We start from the raw sequence: 18,972 nt of genomic DNA, 5'->3' as shown, positions 1-18,972 counted from the left end.
ATACTTAATGTAGCAGAAGCTACACCGTATCTGATCTCACTACCATCCCACACCTTAAGGAGTAGGCTTTCCCGTTCGTGAAAATCTGTAAGTTTCTTTACCATTTTCTATAAGCACAAGGACATGCGTAGCATTCGAAGCCGTACCTTTTAGGTTTAAGGATTGAAACTAAACAAAAAAATTAGAAAATAGTAAACTTAGAAATAACAAAAGGGGGCCTGCGGCCCCCTCTACTTTTTTCATTTAGTTGCTTTCACATTAATTGTTACTCTTCGTTTTTTCATTAAAGCACGTATACATCCAGTGTTCTCATTCATACTGTCAGTAAACATAGCAACAATTTTTTCGAAAAGAACCTTACAATTAGACAGCTTTAGTTGATTTTGACTCATCAGCTTCGTGATTTTTGTATTCCTCTTCCCAAAAATCAGCACCTTCAATACCTAACTTGCTAGGGTTAAATACTGGATCCTTACCTGCTCTTTTCTGAGTTTCATAATCTTTAAGTACTCTTAACGCTGGTTTCGTCAACAGTAATATTGCTATTATATTTAACCATGCCATACTACCAACACCAACATCACCTAAGCCCCAAGCTAAATCTGCAGTTTTTACACTTCCATAAAAGACAACAAATAACAGCGCAACTTTTAATAAATATTCAGACCAAACCCGTCGCACTTTACGGTTAAGATATGCTAGGTTTGTTTCAGCCATATAGTAGTATGCCATAATTGTTGTAAAAGCGAAAAAGAGAAGTGAAATCGAAACAAACGGTGCTCCGAAGCCAGGTATTTGTGATTCTATTGCTTGTTGTGTATATACTGGTCCTGGTTCTACATCTGCTAAATTATTGACAATCGGCGCTTCCCCTTCTGGTGTAACATTATACATACCAGTAATAATAATCATAAATGCCGTTGCTGAGCATACAAACAACGTGTCTATGTATACTGAGAACGCCTGAACAAGTCCTTGTTTTGCAGGGTGTGAAACTTCAGCTGCTGCTGCTGCATGAGGTCCCGTACCTTGACCAGCCTCATTAGAGTAAATACCTCGTTTGACTCCCCATGCAATAGCTGCACCTAAAATACCACCAAAAGTAGCATCTGTCCCAAAAGCACTGCTAAAGATAAGACTAAACACTTCAGGAACCTGTGAGATGTTTGTAATTAAGATGTACATAGAAACTAATATATACCCTATAGCCATAAATGGTACAACTACTTGAGCAACATTGACAATACGTTTAATTCCACCGAAAATAATTAACGCTAGGAATACAACTAAAAACACACCTGTAATCGTAGGGTTTATCCCAAATGCATTATCCATTCCTGCCGCTATACTGTTAGCTTGTACACCTGGTAAAAGCATTCCAGTTGCAATAACAGTAACAAGCGCAAATAAAATTGCGTACCATTTTATTTTAAGACCTTTTTCGATATAGAACGCTGGTCCACCACGATATTCACCATCTTGTTTTGTTTTAAAAACTTGCCCCAAAGATGATTCTACGAAAGCGGAGCCAGCACCTAAAAAGGCAATTAGCCACATCCAGAACACTGCTCCAGGCCCTCCATATGCTATCGCAGAAGCAACACCAGCAATATTCCCGGTACCTACGCGCCCAGATAAAGATAGTGCTAACGCTTGGAAGGATGATACTCCTGATTTGGAGCTTTTTCCCTCAAACATTAATTTAATCATTTCTTTAAAGTATCTGACTTGAACAAATCTCGTAGCAATCGTAAAGAATAAGCCTGCTCCTAAACATAAATAAATCAGATAAATACTCCAAATATGATCATTTAGCCATCCTACAACACTTGTCATTACATTTATCCCCCTTGTTTTTTAGTTTAGTAGAATAATAATAAAGTTTTATTCAAAAATCTTTGCTATGAAAATTTTTATAGCTAAGTAGTATATTAGTATGATTATTCATAATTCTCAGTTTATCAAAAACAATAGGGATATTTATTCATATAATAACATTATTATTCAAATTGTAAGAAGTGTCAAATAAAAGAAAATTTTGACTATTATTAGATATTCATCCATGTTTCGTCTTGAGGATTTTCACTCCATTTCAACAGTTTCGAAATATCTTCTTGAGTTATATACCCGTTCTTAGCAGCTACTTCAGTTAAAGCCGCAAAATCTGTTAACGAATAAGCTCTTACATTAGCTTCATCTAATTTTTGTTGACCTGCAAGCAGTCCATACGTAAAAATTGAAGCGATTCCTAACACATTACAGCCTTCTGCTCTAAGTGCCTCAACAACTGTTAACGCGCTTCCTCCAGTAGAGATTAAATCTTCAACCACGACAACATTTTGGCCTTCAGACACGACACCTTCTATTTGGTTTCCTTTCCCATGGCCTTTGGCCTTACCTCGAACGTAGCACATAGGTAGATTCATTCTTTCACTTACCAAAGCAGCATGTGCAATGCCGCCTGTAGCTGCACCAGCTATGACATCTGTTTCAGGGAAATGTTCTTTAATTAATTCTACTAAACCGTCCGCTATATCTGTTCGAACACGAGGATAAGATAACGTTAAGCGATTATCACAGTAGATCGGTGATTTCATTCCTGAAGACCATGTAAAAGGATTATTTGGTTGTAAAAAAACCGCTTTAATTTCTAATAAATGTTCAGCTATTTTTGCTTTCATATGGAGGCTCCTTCCCATTCTGCTTTCATTTTTTTATATGCTGCTATCGGATCTTGCGCTTTCGTAATACTTCTCCCGACGACTATAGCGGTGGAACCTAACTGGCGAGCCTTTTCTGGAGTTGCAATACGGACTTGATCGTCTTGATTGTCTGTTAATTGACGAATGCCTGGTGTTACAGTAGCAAACCCTTTTCCTAGTTCTTTCTGAATCATCGGTACTTCTAGAGTTGAACAAACAATACCATCTAACCCACTTTGTTTTGCGTTACTTGCATAATGAAGCACAACATTATCAAGTGAATGATCAATAAGTAGTTGCTCACTTAACATTTGTTGTGAGGTGCTGGTCAGTTGTGTAACAGCAATACAACTCGGACGATCATTCCCAGAAGGCGTACCCGCTTCAAGACCTTCCATCGCCGCTTCCATCATTTGCTTCCCACCAGCAGCATGAACATTGATAATATCGACACCTAATCGTGCGATTCCTTTCATGGCAGACTTTACTGTATTAGGAATATCATGTAGTTTTAAATCTAAAAAGATATTGTGACCGGCATTTTTTAACTGTGAAACAATTTGAGGACCTTCCTGATAGAAAAGTTCCATACCTACCTTGAGATACAGGTTTTCACCATGAAAATTCGCTAAAAATTGATTTACTTGCTCCTGTTCTGCAAAATCAAGAGCAATGATTAATGGTCTTTTCACGCTCTTTCCAACTCCTTCCTATGCAGTCTGATATATGATCAATACCAAGCTTATCAAGTAATAATGGCAGTTCTTCTATGATATTTGGACATACGAATGGATCCACGAAATTTGCTGTTCCTACAGCGACAGCACTTGCACCTGCATATAAATATTCAATAACGTCCTCAGCTGTTTGCACTCCTCCCATCCCAATGATTGGTATGGAGACCTTTTGACTCACTTCGTAAATCATTCTAATTGCAACAGGTTTAATCGCTGGCCCAGACAACCCACCTGTACGATTCGCTAAAATTGGCTTAGCCGTTCTTAGGTCAAGACGCATCCCTAAAAGTGTATTAATCATCGTTAAGCCATCAGCTCCGGCTTCTTCAACTGCTGTTGCCATATCAACGATATTCGCTACATTCGGTGAAAGCTTCACATATACTGGCACAGTAGATACTTCTTTTACTTGTTTTGTTAAATCATGCGCAACCTCAGGTATTGTTCCAAATGCTATGCCACCAGTTTTCACATTTGGGCAAGAAATATTCAGCTCCAGCGCATGAACATTTTTCGCTTTAGATATCTCTTGAGCAACTTCAACATAGTCTTCGACTTGTGAACCTGCTACATTCGCAATAATTGGGACATCATATTGTTCCAACCATGGTAATTCCTCAGCTAACACTTTTTCAAGCCCTGGATTCTGTAAGCCTATGGCATTTAACATGCCTGCTGAAGTTTCAGCGACACGTGGAGTAGAATTACCAAAGCGTGGCTCAAGTGTAGTTGCTTTAATCATTATCGCTCCAAGGTTACTTAAATCATATAGATTTGCATATTCCTTACCAAAGCCAAAGCAACCGGAAGCTGGCATAATTGGATTTTTCAACTTCAGTCCTGGTAACTCTATGTTAAGTCGATTCATAATACCACCTCTCCAACCTTAAACACTGGACCATCGCTACAAACCTTCTTGTACGATGTACCTTCAGGATCTTCTTGTGTATGACAAACGCATGCAAAACATGCACCGATCCCACAGCCCATACGTTCTTCAAGAGAAATAAAGGCCTTCTTATCTTGATAGCGGTCTTCTATCACTTTTAACATTGGGGTAGGACCACATGAGAAAAGAACATCAAAAGATAATTGATATTGATCGATTACATCAGTCACAAAACCTTTTATACCTAACGATCCATCTACCGTTGCAATATGTGTTGAGCCAAGCTCTGAAAACTGCTGTTCATAAAAAGCTACCTGTTTATCTTGAAAACCTAAAACATGTATAACCTTCACACCTTTTGCAACGAGTTGCTTTGAAAGCTCATATAATGGTGGAATTCCGATACCGCCACCTACTAATAGAGCTGTGTTTCCTCGTTTAGTTTCGTTAATTGGGAAACCATTGCCCAATGGCCCTAATACATTGACTGTCCCATTGTTTATTCTAGAAAGGACTCGTGTGCCGAGTCCTTCCTTACGATAAATCATTGTAAATTGGCTATTCTTTTTATCAACATTCGCAATACTAATTGGACGACGTAGCAAAGGCTCTGCCCCTTCTGAAACTTTAATATGCACGAACTGTCCTGGCTCTCCCATTTGTGTTACCAGTTCACCTTGTAATACCAATTCAAAAATATCTTGTGCAATTTCTCTTTGAGAAACTACCTGCATGTCCTCTTGCATTATCATGAATGTGTCACCTCTTTAGCTTGCTCAAATTGAGGCATCGCTTCTGCTGAAAATGTCATCGACTCGAGAACACGTAATATTGCTTGTGCTGTATCAAGACTTGTCAAGCATGGTATATTATTTTCAACTGATTCCCTTCTAATTCTAAAACCGTCTCGAGCAGGCTGCTTACCTTTCGTTAATGTGTTAATGACAAACTGTGCTTTTCCTTGTCTAATAACATCAAGTAAATTAGGTTTGTCTGTTCCGATTTTGTTAACGACAGTCACAGGAATATTTTCTTTTGCTAGAAAATCAGCAGTACCACTTGTCGCTAATACTTGATAACCTATACGGTGAAATCTTTTAGCGATCATTAAAGCTTCTTCTTTATCTTTATCTGCTACAGTTAGAAGGACCGAACCAAATTGTTGGACTCTCATACCAGCTGCAACAAGCCCTTTATACAAAGCTTTTTCTAATGTATTGTCTTTACCCATTACTTCTCCAGTTGACTTCATTTCTGGTCCTAATGTAATATCAACGCGACGTAATTTCGCAAACGAAAAGACTGGTACTTTTACAAATACCCCTTTGCTTTCCTCATGTAAACCAGTTGAATAACCAAGCTGTTCTAGTTTCGCACCTAGTATTACTTTTGTTGCGATATTAGCCATAGGCACACCTGTGATTTTACTTAAAAACGGTACCGTACGACTTGATCGTGGATTTACTTCTATGACGTATACATCTTGCTTATACACAATAAATTGGATATTCAGTAGCCCGACGATGTTTAAACCTTTAGCCAGTGACGTTGTATAATCAACTATTTTCTGTTTTACATCAGACGATAATGTTTGTGGTGGATACACAGCGATCGAGTCACCTGAGTGTACACCAGCTCGTTCAATATGTTCCATAATGCCAGGAATGTATACACTTTCCCCATCAGAAATCGCGTCAACCTCTATTTCTTTACCAATCATATACCTATCAATTAGTACTGGATGCTGTGGATTTACTTTGACAGCATTTTTCATGTAATGAAGCAGCTCTTCCTTTTTATATACAATTTCCATTGCTCTTCCACCTAAAACGTAAGATGGACGAACAAGTACTGGATAACCGATTCTGTCAGCTACTTGTACAGCTTCCTCTACAGAAGTAGCCGTTTTTCCTTTAGGTTGTGGTATGCCTAACTGTGTTATTGTATGTTCAAACTTATCTCGATCTTCAGCGCGATCCAAGTCTTCAAGAGATGTTCCTAAAATTTTCACTCCACGTTCTGCAAGTTCATTCGCTAAATTAATCGCTGTTTGTCCGCCAAACTGGACAACAACACCGATAGGCTTCTCTAAGTCAATAATATGCATGACATCTTCAATCGTTAACGGTTCGAAATAGAGCTTATCTGATACACTAAAATCTGTTGAAACCGTTTCTGGGTTGTTATTAATTATGATTGATTCATATCCTGCTTCTTTAATAGCCCAAACTGAATGAACTGTTGCGTAATCAAATTCCACACCTTGTCCGATACGTATAGGACCAGAACCTAAAACAACCACGCTCTCTTTCTCAGAAACAATTGATTCATTTTCTTCCTCATATGTTCCATAATAATATGGTGTTGTTGATTCAAACTCTGCAGCGCATGTATCAACCATTTTATATACAGGAATGATGTTCGACTGTTTTCTAAATTCATATACTTGATGTTCTGTTTGATTCCATAGTTTAGCGATTGTTATGTCTGCAAAGCCCAGCTCTTTTGCTTCATGTAACACGTCTTTATCACCGATGTTATTCTGCAAAACAGATTCAAAACGAACGATGTTTTGAAATTTTTGTAAGAAAAATAAGTCAATTGCACTCCATTCATGGAGCTGCTCAATTGTAATACCACGACGGAGTGCCTCTCCTACATAAAATAACCGCTCATCGCCAGCCTTACGGATGCGTTTTTCAATCGTTTTATCACTATGAGTACTTGCTTCATCTAGTTCTAGATGAAATACATCAGCTTCTAGTGAACGAACAGCTTTTAAGATCGATTCTTCAAAGTTTCTACCGATTGCCATTACTTCCCCAGTAGCTTTCATTTGTGTGCCAAGATGACGATTCGCTGATTCAAATTTATCGAATGGCCATCTTGGAATTTTTGAAACGATATAATCTAACGCTGGTTCAAAACAAGCATAGGTTTTCCCAGTAACTGGGTTAATCATTTCATCCAATGTTAGTCCAACTGCTATTTTTGCAGCTAGTTTAGCAATCGGATAGCCAGTTGCTTTTGATGCCAATGCGGATGAGCGACTTACACGAGGGTTTACCTCGATGATAAAATAGTCAAAGCTGTGCGGGTCTATAGCAAGCTGAACATTACATCCACCTTCAATTTTTAACGCACGAATAATTTTTAAAGAAGTATTCCGTAACAATTGATACTCACGATCACTAAGAGTTTGGCTTGGCGCTACAACAATAGAGTCCCCTGTATGAATGCCGACTGGGTCAATATTTTCCATATTACATACTACGATGGCATTATCATTTGAATCACGCATTACTTCATATTCGATTTCTTTAAAGCCTGCAATACTTCTTTCCAGTAAACATTGATTAACTGGACTCATCTTTATACCGCTAGATACGATTTCATGGAGCTCTTCCTCGTTATGACAAATACCTCCGCCAGTGCCACCTAACGTATATGCGGGTCTAACGATGATTGGATAGCCTACTTCTTCAACAAAACTTTGCGCCTCTTCAAGTGTATGAATAATTTCACTTTGTGGTACAGGCTCATTTAATTCATTCATTAGATTACGAAACAGTTCACGATCTTCTGCTTTTTCAATAGCATCCAGTTTTGTACCTAATATCTCAACATTGCATTCTTCTAACACACCTGACTTTGAGAGCTCAACAGCTAAGTTTAAGCCAGTTTGTCCCCCTAATGTTGGTACTAATGCATCCGGTCTTTCTTTGCGAATAATTCTACTCACAAATTCGGGAGTAAGTGGTTCAATGTAAACTTTATCTGCAATTTCTGTGTCGGTCATGATTGTAGCTGGATTAGAGTTAACTAAGATAACACGGTATCCTTCCTCTTTTAAGGCTAGACAAGCTTGCGTTCCTGCATAATCAAATTCTGCTGCTTGTCCAATAATGATCGGTCCTGATCCAATTACTAAAATCGTCTCAATGTCTACACGTTTTGGCATACTTTTTCTCCCTCTCTCTTGTATGTTTCAATTAGGCTCATAAATTCATCGAATAAACCGTTAGCATCTTCTGGACCCGGTGAAGCTTCAGGGTGATATTGAACTGTAAAAGCTGGATAATCTTGATGAGCTAAGCCTTCTATTGTTCCATCATTTAAAGCAATGTGAGTAACATTTAATTTTGTATTTGAAATTGACTGTTCATTTACTGTATATCCATGGTTTTGTGAAGTAATATCTACTTTTCCAGTTTCAAGATTTTTAACTGGATGATTCGATCCACGATGACCAAACTTCATTTTTTCTGTGCTTGCTCCACTAGCTAGAGCAAATAATTGATGCCCTAAACAAATTCCAAATAGCGGTACTTTGCCGATAATGCCGTTAATCATATCGATTGCTTCAGGTACATCCATCGGGTCTCCTGGTCCATTACTTAACATGACACCATCTGGGCTAAGTCTTAATATCTCTTCAGCTGTAACATTATATGGAACGACAATTACATCACAATTACGATTGTTTAATTCTCTTAAAATCCCATGTTTCATCCCATAATCCACTAATACGACCCTATAACCACGGCCTGGGCTAGGGTATGGACTTTTCGTTGATACCTTCTGTACTTGATTTGTAGGAAGTGTAGTTGAAGATAAACGCTTGATCATTTCAGCTACATCAACGTCCATGGAGCAAATAGCACCTTTTAAAGCTCCATGATGACGAATAATTCTCGTTAGTTTCCTAGTATCTATTCCTGCTATCCCTGGAATGTTTTGCTCTTTAAAAAATTCATTTATTGTATATTGATTTCTCCAGTTAGAAGGATGTTCACTAAATTCTTTCACAATGAACCCGTTTATCGCAGGAGTAATTGACTCAAAATCATCTCGATTTATGCCATAATTTCCGATTAAAGGGTAAGTCAAAGTTACGATTTGACCACAATATGATGGATCTGAAAGTATCTCTTGATATCCTGTCATACCTGTATTAAAAACTACCTCACCAACCGTATCTTTCTCACTACCAAATGCTTTTCCAACAAACACTGTTCCATCTTCTAAAATTAATTGTCGTTTCATATAAGAATTCATCCCTTCTGCCATACAATTTTTCCGTTAACTAATGTCATTACAGGCCAACCTTTACAAGTCCATTCAGCAAATGGCGTATTTTTCCCTTTTGAAGTAAATGTTTCAGGGTCAATTGTTTGTTCCAATTCAAGATCTATAATTGTTAAATCTGCATGGGATCCTACTTGTAAGCTTCCAAATGGAAGATTAAACACTTCTGCTGGCTTTTTAGTTAAATAATTTATTAGCTCCTCTAAGGTAATAATGCCTTTTTCAACAAAATGTGTATAAAGAAGCGGAAACGCTGTTTCTAGACCTACAATTCCAAATGGTGCAAGCTCCATTCCTTCTGATTTTTCTTCTGCAGTGTGAGGAGCATGATCTGTAGCAATAAAATCTATTGTCCCATCTAACAATCCTTCAATTAATGCTTCTTTATCAGCCTTTGATCTAAGTGGTGGGTTCATTTTATAATTTGAATCTAGCCCTGGGATATCGTCATCTGTTAACAGTAGATGATGTGGAGTCACTTCGGCTGTAACATTAATTCCAGCGCGTTTCGCATCTCTAACTACTCTTACTGATTCCTTTGTACTAATATGACAAACGTGATAATGACAATTCGCTGCCTCTGCTAATAGTACATCCCTCGCAATATGAACTGATTCACATACTGACGGAATGCCATTCAAGTGATGTTTTGCTGAAAAATCTCCTTCGTGCACAGCACCTTTATTAATCAACGTATTTTCCTCACAATGCGCAACGATCGACATATTTAAATCGGCTGCCCTTTTCATTGCCTCAAGCATTTTATGTGCTGATTGCACCCCTACTCCGTCATCTGTGAAGGCAAATGCGCCTGCCTCTTTTAGCTGTTCAAAATCCGTTAGCTCCTCTCCAAGCTGACGAGTTGTTATAGCTGCGTACGGTAAGACACGGACATGTGCTGTTTCTTCGATTCGTTTTTGGAGCCAATTCATTTGATCTTTTGTATCAGGAACAGGACGGGTATTAGGCATCGCTGCAATCGTCGTAAACCCACCTTTAGCTGCTGCTAATGAACCTGTCTCAATTGTTTCTTTATGTTCACCACCAGGCTCACGCAAATGTACATGTAAGTCAACAAATCCTGGTGATATGACCTTACCCTTAACATCAATCACCTGTGTATTTGTCGTATCAATACCCTCTCCAATTTCCACGATTTTCCCATCTTCAATTTTTAAATTTATCGATTCTAATGCCCCATTTTCGTTGAACCACTTACCATTAGTTAGTACAATACTCATTTGTTAATCCCCCTTGTACAGATTGTAATGCTCTTTGAATAACAGCCATACGAATATATACACCATTTTCCATTTGCTTAAAGATTCTAGATCGACCACATTCCACTAATTCACTAGCTATTTCCACTCCACGGTTCACTGGGGCTGGATGTAAAATAATACTATGTGCTTGCATTTGCTTTTCTCTCTCAATTGTTAATCCGTAAGATTCATGATAGCTTTGTGAAGCATGATCATTTCCTTCTTGATGACGTTCATGTTGAATACGTAATAGCATCAATACATCACTTGTCTGTACCGCCTCATCTATGTCAACATACTTACCAAATTCATTCGTTTCATCTCGCCATTCATCTGGTGCAGAGAACATCACATGAGCTCCAAGTCTTGTTAATACTTCAGAGTTAGAACGTGCTACACGACTATGACGAATATCGCCAATGATCGCAACTTTCAACCCTTTAAATGTTCCAAACTCCTCTTTAATCGTGTATAAATCAAGCAATGACTGTGTTGGATGATGACCACATCCATCACCTGCATTAATGATAGGGATGCTGATTTTTTCACGTAATTCATCATAATATTGGTCTTCTTCGTGTCTAATGACAACCGCATTTGCTCCAATTGCTTGTAACGTTCTCACAGTATCGTATAAGCTTTCGCCTTTTTGGACACTTGTGTTTGACGCATCGAAATTTAACACATGCGCTCCAAGCTTTTTCTCTGCTACTTCAAAGCTAAACTTCGTTCTTGTGCTAGGTTCGTAAAACAAATTAGCAATAAATTTGTTCTGCGCAATATCAGTCCATTCACCACTAGAAAACCGATGCGCATCTTGCAATATCATTTCAATATCATTCGTTGATAGCTCATTCATCGCGAGTAAATGTTTCATATTATGATCCCCTTTTTGGTTTTTAGTGTTACATTTATTTAAGAAAAAACACCCTACAAATTTGTGTAGGGTGTTTGAAAGACATTTCAGTGTTATGATACGATCATGATTCATTTTGCGTATCAAATACACTTATTACCTTACACCCTTACTAGTCTCACAGGACTCATTTAAAAGGTTTAGCCGCTTATTTGTTGCTTATCTTCCGATAGTTCAAACATTTCATTAGTACCATAGCTAGACTCTTTGCCAGGTAGTATAAGATGAAGTATAACACCACAAATTGCTGCTAATGCCATACCAGCAATTTGCAACTGATCTGTAACTTGAACAAAAGCTCCACCAACACCGATGACTATAATAACTGACGAAATGATTAAGTTTCTTGTATTTCCTAAATCAACTTTATTATCTATTAACATACGTAAGCCTGATGATGCAATAATTCCAAATAATAATATTGATACACCGCCCATGACAGGAGATGGAATTGAACCAATCAATGCTGTTATTTTACCGATAAATCCAAAACATATTGCAAACACGGCTGCGCCTCCGATAACAAATACACTGAACACTTTCGTAATTGCTAAGACACCTATATTTTCTCCGTAAGTAGTATTAGGAGGCCCCCCTAATGTTGCTGCAATCATTGTTGCAATACCATCACCTAAGATTGAGCGATGGAGCCCAGGTTTTTCTATAAAATTCCGCCCTACAACTTTACTTAAGACCATCTGATCACCGATATGCTCTGCAATTGTTACTATAGCGACTGGAACCATGATAAGAGCAATTTCCCAGTCTAAGCTTGGTGTATAGTTTACAAAGGGAATATAGAAATCTGGCACTTCGAAGAGCTTTGCTTCACGAATCGGAGTGAGATCAACAATGCCCATAAAAAATGCATATGTGTACCCGCCAACAATACCTATTAAAATGGGAATGAGTCCAAAGAAGCCTTTTAAAAACACTGAACAAATAATTGTTAATGCGAGTGTCACTATAGCCACTGAGAAATACGTTGGATTGTAAATTAACTCGTTTGATGGTGCACCTACATTTTCATACATTGCCATTCCAACAGCAACATTCGCTAAGCCTAGACCTATTACAATGATCACAGGACCTACAACTACAGGTGGTAAGATGCGCATAATCCACTTCAAACCAAAACCTTTAATAAGTAAAGCTACAATCCCATAGACGACACCTGCTAAAAAACTTCCTAACATTGCAGCCTGTGGACCTCCGGCTGTTTTTGCTAAAATAATAGGTACAATAAATGCGAATGAGGAGCCTAAATATGCAGGTATTTGACCTCTAGTTATTAATAAGTAGGCTAGAGTTCCGAGACCACTTGAAACAAGTGCTACTCCAGGACTTAAATCGACTAAAAAGGGAACTAGTATTGTAGCTCCAAACATTGCAAATAAGTGTTGGATACTAAATATAATCCATTTACTTAAGGGTGGGACTTCATGTACATTAAGAGTTACATCCTTTTGCTTCATCTCCAACTTTGTCTCCTCCTCTGTAAAACACTCACTAGAAAAATCCATATAAAAACCCTCTTTGTTTTATATACAAAGAGGGTGTGCAAACTACTCAAGTATCCACATACTTGAGGTTGTACCCTCTTAGTTACCTCACAGGATAACCTTAAAAAGGGGATTAAATTTCATAAATACCTACTTGATCAACTTGATCAACTTCTTCTAATTTAACAACTATTTTTTCGGCATTAGAAGTTGGAATGTTTTTACCTACAAAATCTGCTCTTATCGGTAGCTCTCTATGGCCTCGATCAACTAAGACTGCCAATTGTATTTGAGCTGGCCTACCTACATCGATTAACGCGTCCATTGCTGCACGAACTGTGCGTCCAGTAAACAACACATCATCGACTAATATTACCTTTTTATTTGTAATATCTATCGGTAAATGAGAACCTTTCACAAGCGGTTCTTTATTCGATGTCGTGTTTGTTAGATCATCTCTATATAATGTGATGTCTAGTTCACCTATTGCGATTTTGTCTCCTTCGATTTGCTCAATCTTTTCTGCCAACCTATTAACAAGATATATACCCCGAGTTTTAATTCCAACGAGGACACAATCCTTGATACCTTTGTTCTTTTCAATAATCTCATGTGCAATACGAGTTAGTGCTCTGCGAATAGCTTGATTATCCAATACTACAGCTTTTTGCATCGTTATCACCTCTGATTATAAATGGTGGTCAACAGCATAAAAAAATCCTCACACCTGTGGCGAGAGGATTCATAATTGTAGCGCTACTACAATTATTCTTAAATAAAATTCCGTATCCTTCTCAGCCTCACGGGACTGGGTTAAAGATCTAGTATGCAACTACATTTAGAATATATTAACGGTTAGGTAATGTCAATATTATTTTTTAATCTCATTTAATACTGTGACAAATTCTGAAGGCAAAGGAGCTTCAAATTCCATATATTTATTCGTTCTAGGATGATCAAAACCTAGAATTGCCGCATGAAGTACTTGTCCATTTGTTTTTAATGTTTTCTTTGGACCATATTTTGGGTCTCCAACTAGAGGGTAGCCAATATATTTCATATGAACACGAATCTGGTGGGTTCTTCCTGTTTCAAGTTGGCATTCAATTACAGTGTAATTATTAAATCTTTCAAGTACTTTAAAGTGCGTAACTGCATCTTTTGAATGCTCGTCAGTTACTGTCATACTTTGGCGATCACGTTTATCTCGTCCAATTGGTGCATCAATCGTTCCCTTATCATGAGGAATAACACCATGAACGATCGCCTTGTATTTACGTGTGACAGTTTTATTTACTAACTGATTGACTAATGATTCATGGGCTACATCATTTTTGGCTACCATTAAAAGCCCTGATGTATCTTTATCAATTCTATGAACAATTCCTGGCCTTAGCACCCCGTTAATACCAGACAAATCTGTACAATGTGCTAATAGTCCATTTACTAATGTACCTTCCATATGTCCTGGTGCAGGGTGAACAACCAATCCACTATCCTTATTAACTACGATTACATCTGCATCCTCATAGTAAATATCTAATTCCATATCCTGTGGAATCACATCTAGAACTTCAGCTGCTGGTACAATTATTTTCACAGCGTCCTCTATATTACATTTATAATTAGGTTTAACATTCTTGTCATTAACCGTAATATTTCCAGCTTTAATCCATTGCTGTACTTGAGAACGAGACCATTCATTTTCATGCTCTGAAATTACTTTGTCAAGCCTTTCGTTACGCTGTTCATTCGTTACAATTAACTCAATAACATCCATTAATTTTTCTCCTTCTCTCGTCCATCTAGTAGTGTATGGATAATTACCAGTATGACTCCAACAACTAATGCAGCATCTGCAATATTAAAGATTGGGTAATCATAACTAAAAATATTCGTAAAATTAATAAAATCAACAACTTCTTTTCTAAACAGACGGTCAATAAAATTACCGACGGCTCCTCCAAGCATTAATGCTAGTGCAACACGTATCAACACCTGTGTTTGAGGGAGTTTTTTCATATAATAAATAATACCAATGATGACAATCGTTGTGACAATATAAAAGAACCAAAGCTGTCCTTCCAATATACCCCAAGCCGCTCCTCTATTACGATGTGAAGTTATGTATAAAAAATTTTCTATAACTGGTAGATGATCACCATACTCCATTTTTGTAACAATCATCCACTTTGTTACTTGGTCCATTAAAATAACGATTAATGCTAAGATATAATAATACACAGAAGTACCTCCATGAAATATAATGTACTTCTGCATTTTAGCATATTGTCTTGAAAAGAAACAACGAATTCATAATAATATATTCACCAATAATGCTATTGTTAAAATAATACGGTTATATTTTAATGTATATAATTGTTTGGATAATTTACTTCATCAATTGTTCTAACAGTCGGGAAGATTCGCAGTTTGTCTAGGGGGATTCTTTTACCTGTTGATTCGCATAAGCCATAAAGGCCTAAATCAATTTTCGCTAATGCTCTATTTACATCATCTAGGTCTTCTTTGACATAATGAATAATCTCCATATGTTTCTCATCATTTAATGTACATTCGTCATCTTTATCTACTTGCCCTAACCTTGTTTCTAGTTCCAACTTTGCAAGCTCTAATTCTGCTTTTATCTCTGCTGTTTGTTCATACATACATAAACCTCCTAAGATACGAAGCAGTTGTTATTGTTGACAATAGTATATGCTTATTTACAACATATCCTGTAAACTACATTTTTCCATTACATTAACGGACAACAAAGAAAACCTTAGCAGATAGAACACTGCTAAGGTTGTTCATTTATTCAGTATAATGTTCCTTAACTACTGTTGCGCACCTCGAGCATATCGTTGGATAATCTTTATCCTCACCTACTGTTTGTGAAACAACCCAACAGCGTTCACACGTCTCTCCTTCAGCTGGTGATACAACAATTGCAGTCTGATCAAATTTTTGTGCATTCGCAGGTGCATCTTCTAGCATTCCTGCAATGTTAAATCCTGAAACGATAAATAGTTGCTTCACATCTTCTTCAATGGCATTTAAGAGATGTTTAGTATCATCAGTAGTATATAATGCAATATGAGCATTTAATGATTTACCTATCACTTTTTCATTCCGAGCCACTTCTAATGCCTTTAACACATCGTCACGAAGAGACATAAATGCATCCCATTTCTCTTCAATTTGTGTAGCATTTTGTAATTCCATTGCTTCAGGCATGTCGACTAACTGAACACTTTGCTCTGATACTGTATTAATATGCGACCATACCTCGTCTGCTGTATGAGGTAGTATAGGTGCTACAAGCTTCGTAAGTGCTAATAAAGACTCATACATGACTGTTTGAATTGCACGACGGTTCATATCATTTGGTGCATCAATGTATAAAATATCCTTAGCAAAATCTAAATAGAATGAACTTAAATCAATCGTACAAAAATTATGAACATCGTGGAAAATACTCGCAAATTCATATGTTTCATAAGATTTCTTTACTTTGTTAATGATTTTATTGAGTTTAATGAGCATATACCGATCAACTTCTCTTAAATCTTCATATGCCACTGTGTCTTTAGTTGGTTCAAAATCGAATAAATTCCCTAATAAGAAGCGGAATGTATTACGAATTTTGCGATATACTTCAGCTACTTGCTTTAATATAGCATCTGAGATGCGAACGTCTGATTGATAATCAACTGAAGCTACCCATAAACGTAATATATCGCCACCTAATTGTTTCATTACTTTCTCTGGAACGACAACATTCCCGATAGACTTACTCATTTTTCTACCTTCTCCATCAAGCACAAAGCCGTGGCTCAATACACCTTTATATGGAGCATGCCCAGTAACCGCAACAGATGTAGATAAGGAAGAATTAAACCAACCGCGATATTGGTCAGACCCTTCTAAATACAAATCTGCTGGACGTTGTAGGTCGTCTCTTTCGAGAAGAACGGCTTGATGAGAAGATCCTGAATCAAACCATACATCCATAATGTCTTGTTCCTTTGTAAACTTTCCATTTGGACTAGAAGGATGTGAAAAGCCTTCTGGGAGCAAGCCTTTTGCATCTTGTTCAAACCAAATATTTGAGCCGTGCTCTCTAAATAGGTCAGATACATGATTAATCGTTTCATCTGTAATAATAGGCTCTCCGTTCTCCCCATAGAACACAGGAATAGGTACACCCCAGGCACGTTGTCTAGAAATACACCAATCCCCACGATCTCTCACCATGTTATGCAAGCGGGTTTCGCCCCATTCCGGCACCCATTTTGTTTCTTTTACTGAGTTAAGTAAATCTTCTCGTATTTTATCTATTGAAGCAAACCATTGCGCTGTCGCTCTAAATATTGTAGGCTTTTTAGTTCTCCAGTCATGTGGATATGAATGCGTGATAAAATTAAGTTTGAGTAGAGCTCCAACTTCCTCTAATTTCTCAGTAATTGGCTTATTCGCTTGATCATAGAACAACCCTTCAAATCCTGGTGCCTCAGCAGTCATATAACCCATTTCATTTACAGGGCAAAGCACATCTAAACCGTATTTTTTTCCTACGATAAAGTCATCTTCCCCATGACCAGGTGCAGTATGGACACATCCAGTACCTGCATCTGTCGTTACATGATCTCCTAACATGACAAGACTATCACGCTCATAAAACGGATGTGCAGCAACGACATTCTCTAAAAGATGTCCTTTTATGGATTTTACTGTTGTCGTATTCTCCCAGCCAATTTCATTTTGTACAACTTCTAGTAAATCAGTTGCAATAACAAATTTTTGTCCATCTGCTTGAACAATACTATAATCAAGATCAGGATGAACAGTTATGCCAAGATTTGCAGGAAGAGTCCAAGGTGTCGTTGTCCAAATAATTATTTTTTCATCCCCTTGGAGTACCCCTTTCCCATCTTTTACTTCAAATGCTACATAAATAGAAGGTGATCTTTTATCTTTATATTCAATCTCAGCTTCTGCAAGAGCTGATTCACTTGATGGTGACCAATTGACAGGTTTTAAGCCTTTATAAATTAGGCCCTTTTTAGCCATTTCGCCAAATACTTTAATTTGTTGTGCTTCATACGCAGGCTCTAATGTAATATACGGATTTTCCCAATCTCCACGAACACCTAAGCGTTTAAATTGCTCGCGTTGATTATTGATTTGTTTATACGCATATTCTTCACAAAGCTTACGAAATTCAGCAATACTCATTTCCTTACGTTTTATTTTTTTATTTTTTGTTAGTGCGGTTTCTATAGGTAAACCATGTGTATCCCAACCTGGTACATATGGCGCATTATAACCGCTCATTGATTTGTAACGTACGATAAAATCTTTTAATATTTTGTTTAAAGCATGCCCCATATGAATATCACCATTTGCATATGGAGGGCCGTCATGTAGAACATATAATGGTCTATCTTTTGTCCGTTCTTGAACCATTTCATATATATGTTGCTCATCCCATTGCTGTTGAATTTGTGGCTCTCGATTCGGAAGATTTCCACGCATTGGAAAGCTTGTTTTCGGCATAAGTAATGTATCTTTATACTCCATTTTCCATTCCTCCAAAACTAACATAAAATAATTATCAAAAAGCTGTTTTCCATATGTAACTGTTTTTCGCTATAAAAGCATACAACTAGCAATCGTTGTGATACCTTGTGTTCTTTAGTATGCACAATACATTACATAGATGGCTTTTTTATTAAGAAGCTGTTTCCACATTAATTGTTGCTTTTCGTAATAAGAGCTATAGTGAAAATAACTAACGTAAATAACACCTTATCTTCTCTTCAGACTATAAAAATCATATCATCCACAATAGTTAATCAAATTTAAGTAAC

The 18,972-nt window shown here is 37.3% G+C and carries 15 protein-coding genes; all 15 read right to left on the bottom strand.

Features of this window, described 5'->3' with window-relative positions; all coding sequences use genetic code 11:
* Window positions 1–363: 363 nt before the first annotated feature.
* A complete protein-coding gene (locus tag SLH48_RS04380) occupies window positions 364–1,836 on the bottom strand; it encodes an alanine/glycine:cation symporter family protein (protein ID WP_320257129.1) in 1,473 nt (490 codons plus the stop codon).
* 212 nt (window positions 1,837–2,048) lie between these two features.
* Window positions 2,049–2,681 carry an orotate phosphoribosyltransferase gene (gene pyrE / locus SLH48_RS04375; protein ID WP_214483276.1) on the bottom strand — a complete coding sequence of 211 codons (633 nt, stop codon included), beginning with the start codon at window positions 2,679–2,681 and terminating at the stop codon, window positions 2,049–2,051.
* On the bottom strand, window positions 2,678–3,394 hold the full coding sequence (gene pyrF, locus SLH48_RS04370) for an orotidine-5'-phosphate decarboxylase (protein ID WP_320257128.1): 717 nt from the start codon (window positions 3,392–3,394) through the stop codon (window positions 2,678–2,680). The genes pyrE and pyrF overlap by 4 nt, the downstream gene beginning before the upstream one ends.
* Window positions 3,366–4,307 carry a dihydroorotate dehydrogenase gene (locus tag SLH48_RS04365; protein ID WP_214483274.1) on the bottom strand — a complete coding sequence of 314 codons (942 nt, stop codon included), beginning with the start codon at window positions 4,305–4,307 and terminating at the stop codon, window positions 3,366–3,368. Before SLH48_RS04365 ends, pyrF begins: the two co-directional genes overlap by 29 nt.
* The gene (locus tag SLH48_RS04360) at window positions 4,304–5,080 is read right to left on the bottom strand and encodes a dihydroorotate dehydrogenase electron transfer subunit (protein ID WP_320257127.1); all 777 of its coding nucleotides are present in this window, start codon (window positions 5,078–5,080) and stop codon (window positions 4,304–4,306) included. Before SLH48_RS04360 ends, SLH48_RS04365 begins: the two co-directional genes overlap by 4 nt.
* Window positions 5,077–8,289, bottom strand: a complete 3,213-nt coding sequence (gene carB, locus SLH48_RS04355; protein ID WP_320257126.1) for a carbamoyl-phosphate synthase large subunit — start codon at window positions 8,287–8,289, stop codon at window positions 5,077–5,079. Before carB ends, SLH48_RS04360 begins: the two co-directional genes overlap by 4 nt.
* Window positions 8,274–9,374 (bottom strand): carbamoyl phosphate synthase small subunit, encoded by a 1,101-nt coding sequence (locus SLH48_RS04350; RefSeq protein ID WP_320257125.1) that lies wholly within the window; start codon window positions 9,372–9,374, stop codon window positions 8,274–8,276. Before SLH48_RS04350 ends, carB begins: the two co-directional genes overlap by 16 nt.
* Window positions 9,375–9,382: 8 nt before the next feature.
* Complete coding sequence (locus tag SLH48_RS04345; RefSeq protein WP_320257124.1) at window positions 9,383–10,657, bottom strand: dihydroorotase; 1,275 nt, start codon at window positions 10,655–10,657, stop codon at window positions 9,383–9,385.
* Window positions 10,638–11,555 (bottom strand): aspartate carbamoyltransferase catalytic subunit, encoded by a 918-nt coding sequence (locus SLH48_RS04340; protein ID WP_320257123.1) that lies wholly within the window; start codon window positions 11,553–11,555, stop codon window positions 10,638–10,640. The genes SLH48_RS04345 and SLH48_RS04340 overlap by 20 nt, the downstream gene beginning before the upstream one ends.
* 179 nt (window positions 11,556–11,734) lie before the next feature.
* Window positions 11,735–13,069, bottom strand: coding sequence for a solute carrier family 23 protein (locus tag SLH48_RS04335; RefSeq protein WP_320257161.1), 1,335 nt, complete (start codon window positions 13,067–13,069; stop codon window positions 11,735–11,737).
* Window positions 13,070–13,229: 160 nt separating this feature from the next.
* Window positions 13,230–13,769 (bottom strand): bifunctional pyr operon transcriptional regulator/uracil phosphoribosyltransferase PyrR, encoded by a 540-nt coding sequence (gene pyrR, locus SLH48_RS04330; RefSeq protein ID WP_214483268.1) that lies wholly within the window; start codon window positions 13,767–13,769, stop codon window positions 13,230–13,232.
* A gap of 198 nt (window positions 13,770–13,967) precedes the next feature.
* Window positions 13,968–14,876 (bottom strand): RluA family pseudouridine synthase, encoded by a 909-nt coding sequence (locus SLH48_RS04325; protein ID WP_320257122.1) that lies wholly within the window; start codon window positions 14,874–14,876, stop codon window positions 13,968–13,970.
* Window positions 14,876–15,340 (bottom strand): signal peptidase II, encoded by a 465-nt coding sequence (gene lspA, locus SLH48_RS04320; protein WP_214483266.1) that lies wholly within the window; start codon window positions 15,338–15,340, stop codon window positions 14,876–14,878. Before lspA ends, SLH48_RS04325 begins: the two co-directional genes overlap by 1 nt.
* 122 nt (window positions 15,341–15,462) lie before the next feature.
* Entirely contained in the window at window positions 15,463–15,765 is a 303-nt protein-coding gene (locus tag SLH48_RS04315) for a TraR/DksA family transcriptional regulator (protein ID WP_214483265.1), read from the bottom strand.
* A gap of 148 nt (window positions 15,766–15,913) precedes the next feature.
* The gene (gene ileS, locus SLH48_RS04310; protein ID WP_320257121.1) at window positions 15,914–18,682 is read right to left on the bottom strand and encodes an isoleucine--tRNA ligase; all 2,769 of its coding nucleotides are present in this window, start codon (window positions 18,680–18,682) and stop codon (window positions 15,914–15,916) included.
* Between the last annotated feature and the right edge of the window lie 290 nt (window positions 18,683–18,972).

This window comes from Cytobacillus sp. IB215316 (genome assembly GCF_033963865.1).
GTDB lineage: Bacteria > Bacillota > Bacilli > Bacillales > SM2101 > Nanhaiella > Nanhaiella sioensis.
This window is presented reverse-complemented; position numbering and strand designations above follow the sequence as displayed.

Excerpts from the sequence above, each read along its gene's own strand:
- SLH48_RS04345 (WP_320257124.1), bottom strand. The coding sequence starts at position 10,657 with ATGAGTATTGTACTAACTAATGGTAAGTGGTTCAACGAAAATGGGGCA.
- SLH48_RS04340 (WP_320257123.1), bottom strand. The coding sequence starts at position 11,555 with ATGAAACATTTACTCGCGATGAATGAGCTATCAACGAATGATATTGAA.
- SLH48_RS04360 (WP_320257127.1), bottom strand. The coding sequence starts at position 5,080 with ATGATAATGCAAGAGGACATGCAGGTAGTTTCTCAAAGAGAAATTGCA.
- carB (WP_320257126.1), bottom strand. The coding sequence starts at position 8,289 with ATGCCAAAACGTGTAGACATTGAGACGATTTTAGTAATTGGATCAGGA.
- pyrE (WP_214483276.1), bottom strand. The coding sequence starts at position 2,681 with ATGAAAGCAAAAATAGCTGAACATTTATTAGAAATTAAAGCGGTTTTT.
- ileS (WP_320257121.1), bottom strand. The coding sequence starts at position 18,682 with ATGGAGTATAAAGATACATTACTTATGCCGAAAACAAGCTTTCCAATG.
- pyrR (WP_214483268.1), bottom strand. The coding sequence starts at position 13,769 with ATGCAAAAAGCTGTAGTATTGGATAATCAAGCTATTCGCAGAGCACTA.
- SLH48_RS04350 (WP_320257125.1), bottom strand. The coding sequence starts at position 9,374 with ATGAAACGACAATTAATTTTAGAAGATGGAACAGTGTTTGTTGGAAAA.
- SLH48_RS04315 (WP_214483265.1), bottom strand. The coding sequence starts at position 15,765 with ATGTATGAACAAACAGCAGAGATAAAAGCAGAATTAGAGCTTGCAAAG.
- SLH48_RS04335 (WP_320257161.1), bottom strand. The coding sequence starts at position 13,069 with ATGAAGCAAAAGGATGTAACTCTTAATGTACATGAAGTCCCACCCTTA.
- SLH48_RS04325 (WP_320257122.1), bottom strand. The coding sequence starts at position 14,876 with ATGGATGTTATTGAGTTAATTGTAACGAATGAACAGCGTAACGAAAGG.
- SLH48_RS04365 (WP_214483274.1), bottom strand. The coding sequence starts at position 4,307 with ATGAATCGACTTAACATAGAGTTACCAGGACTGAAGTTGAAAAATCCA.
- SLH48_RS04380 (WP_320257129.1), bottom strand. The coding sequence starts at position 1,836 with ATGACAAGTGTTGTAGGATGGCTAAATGATCATATTTGGAGTATTTAT.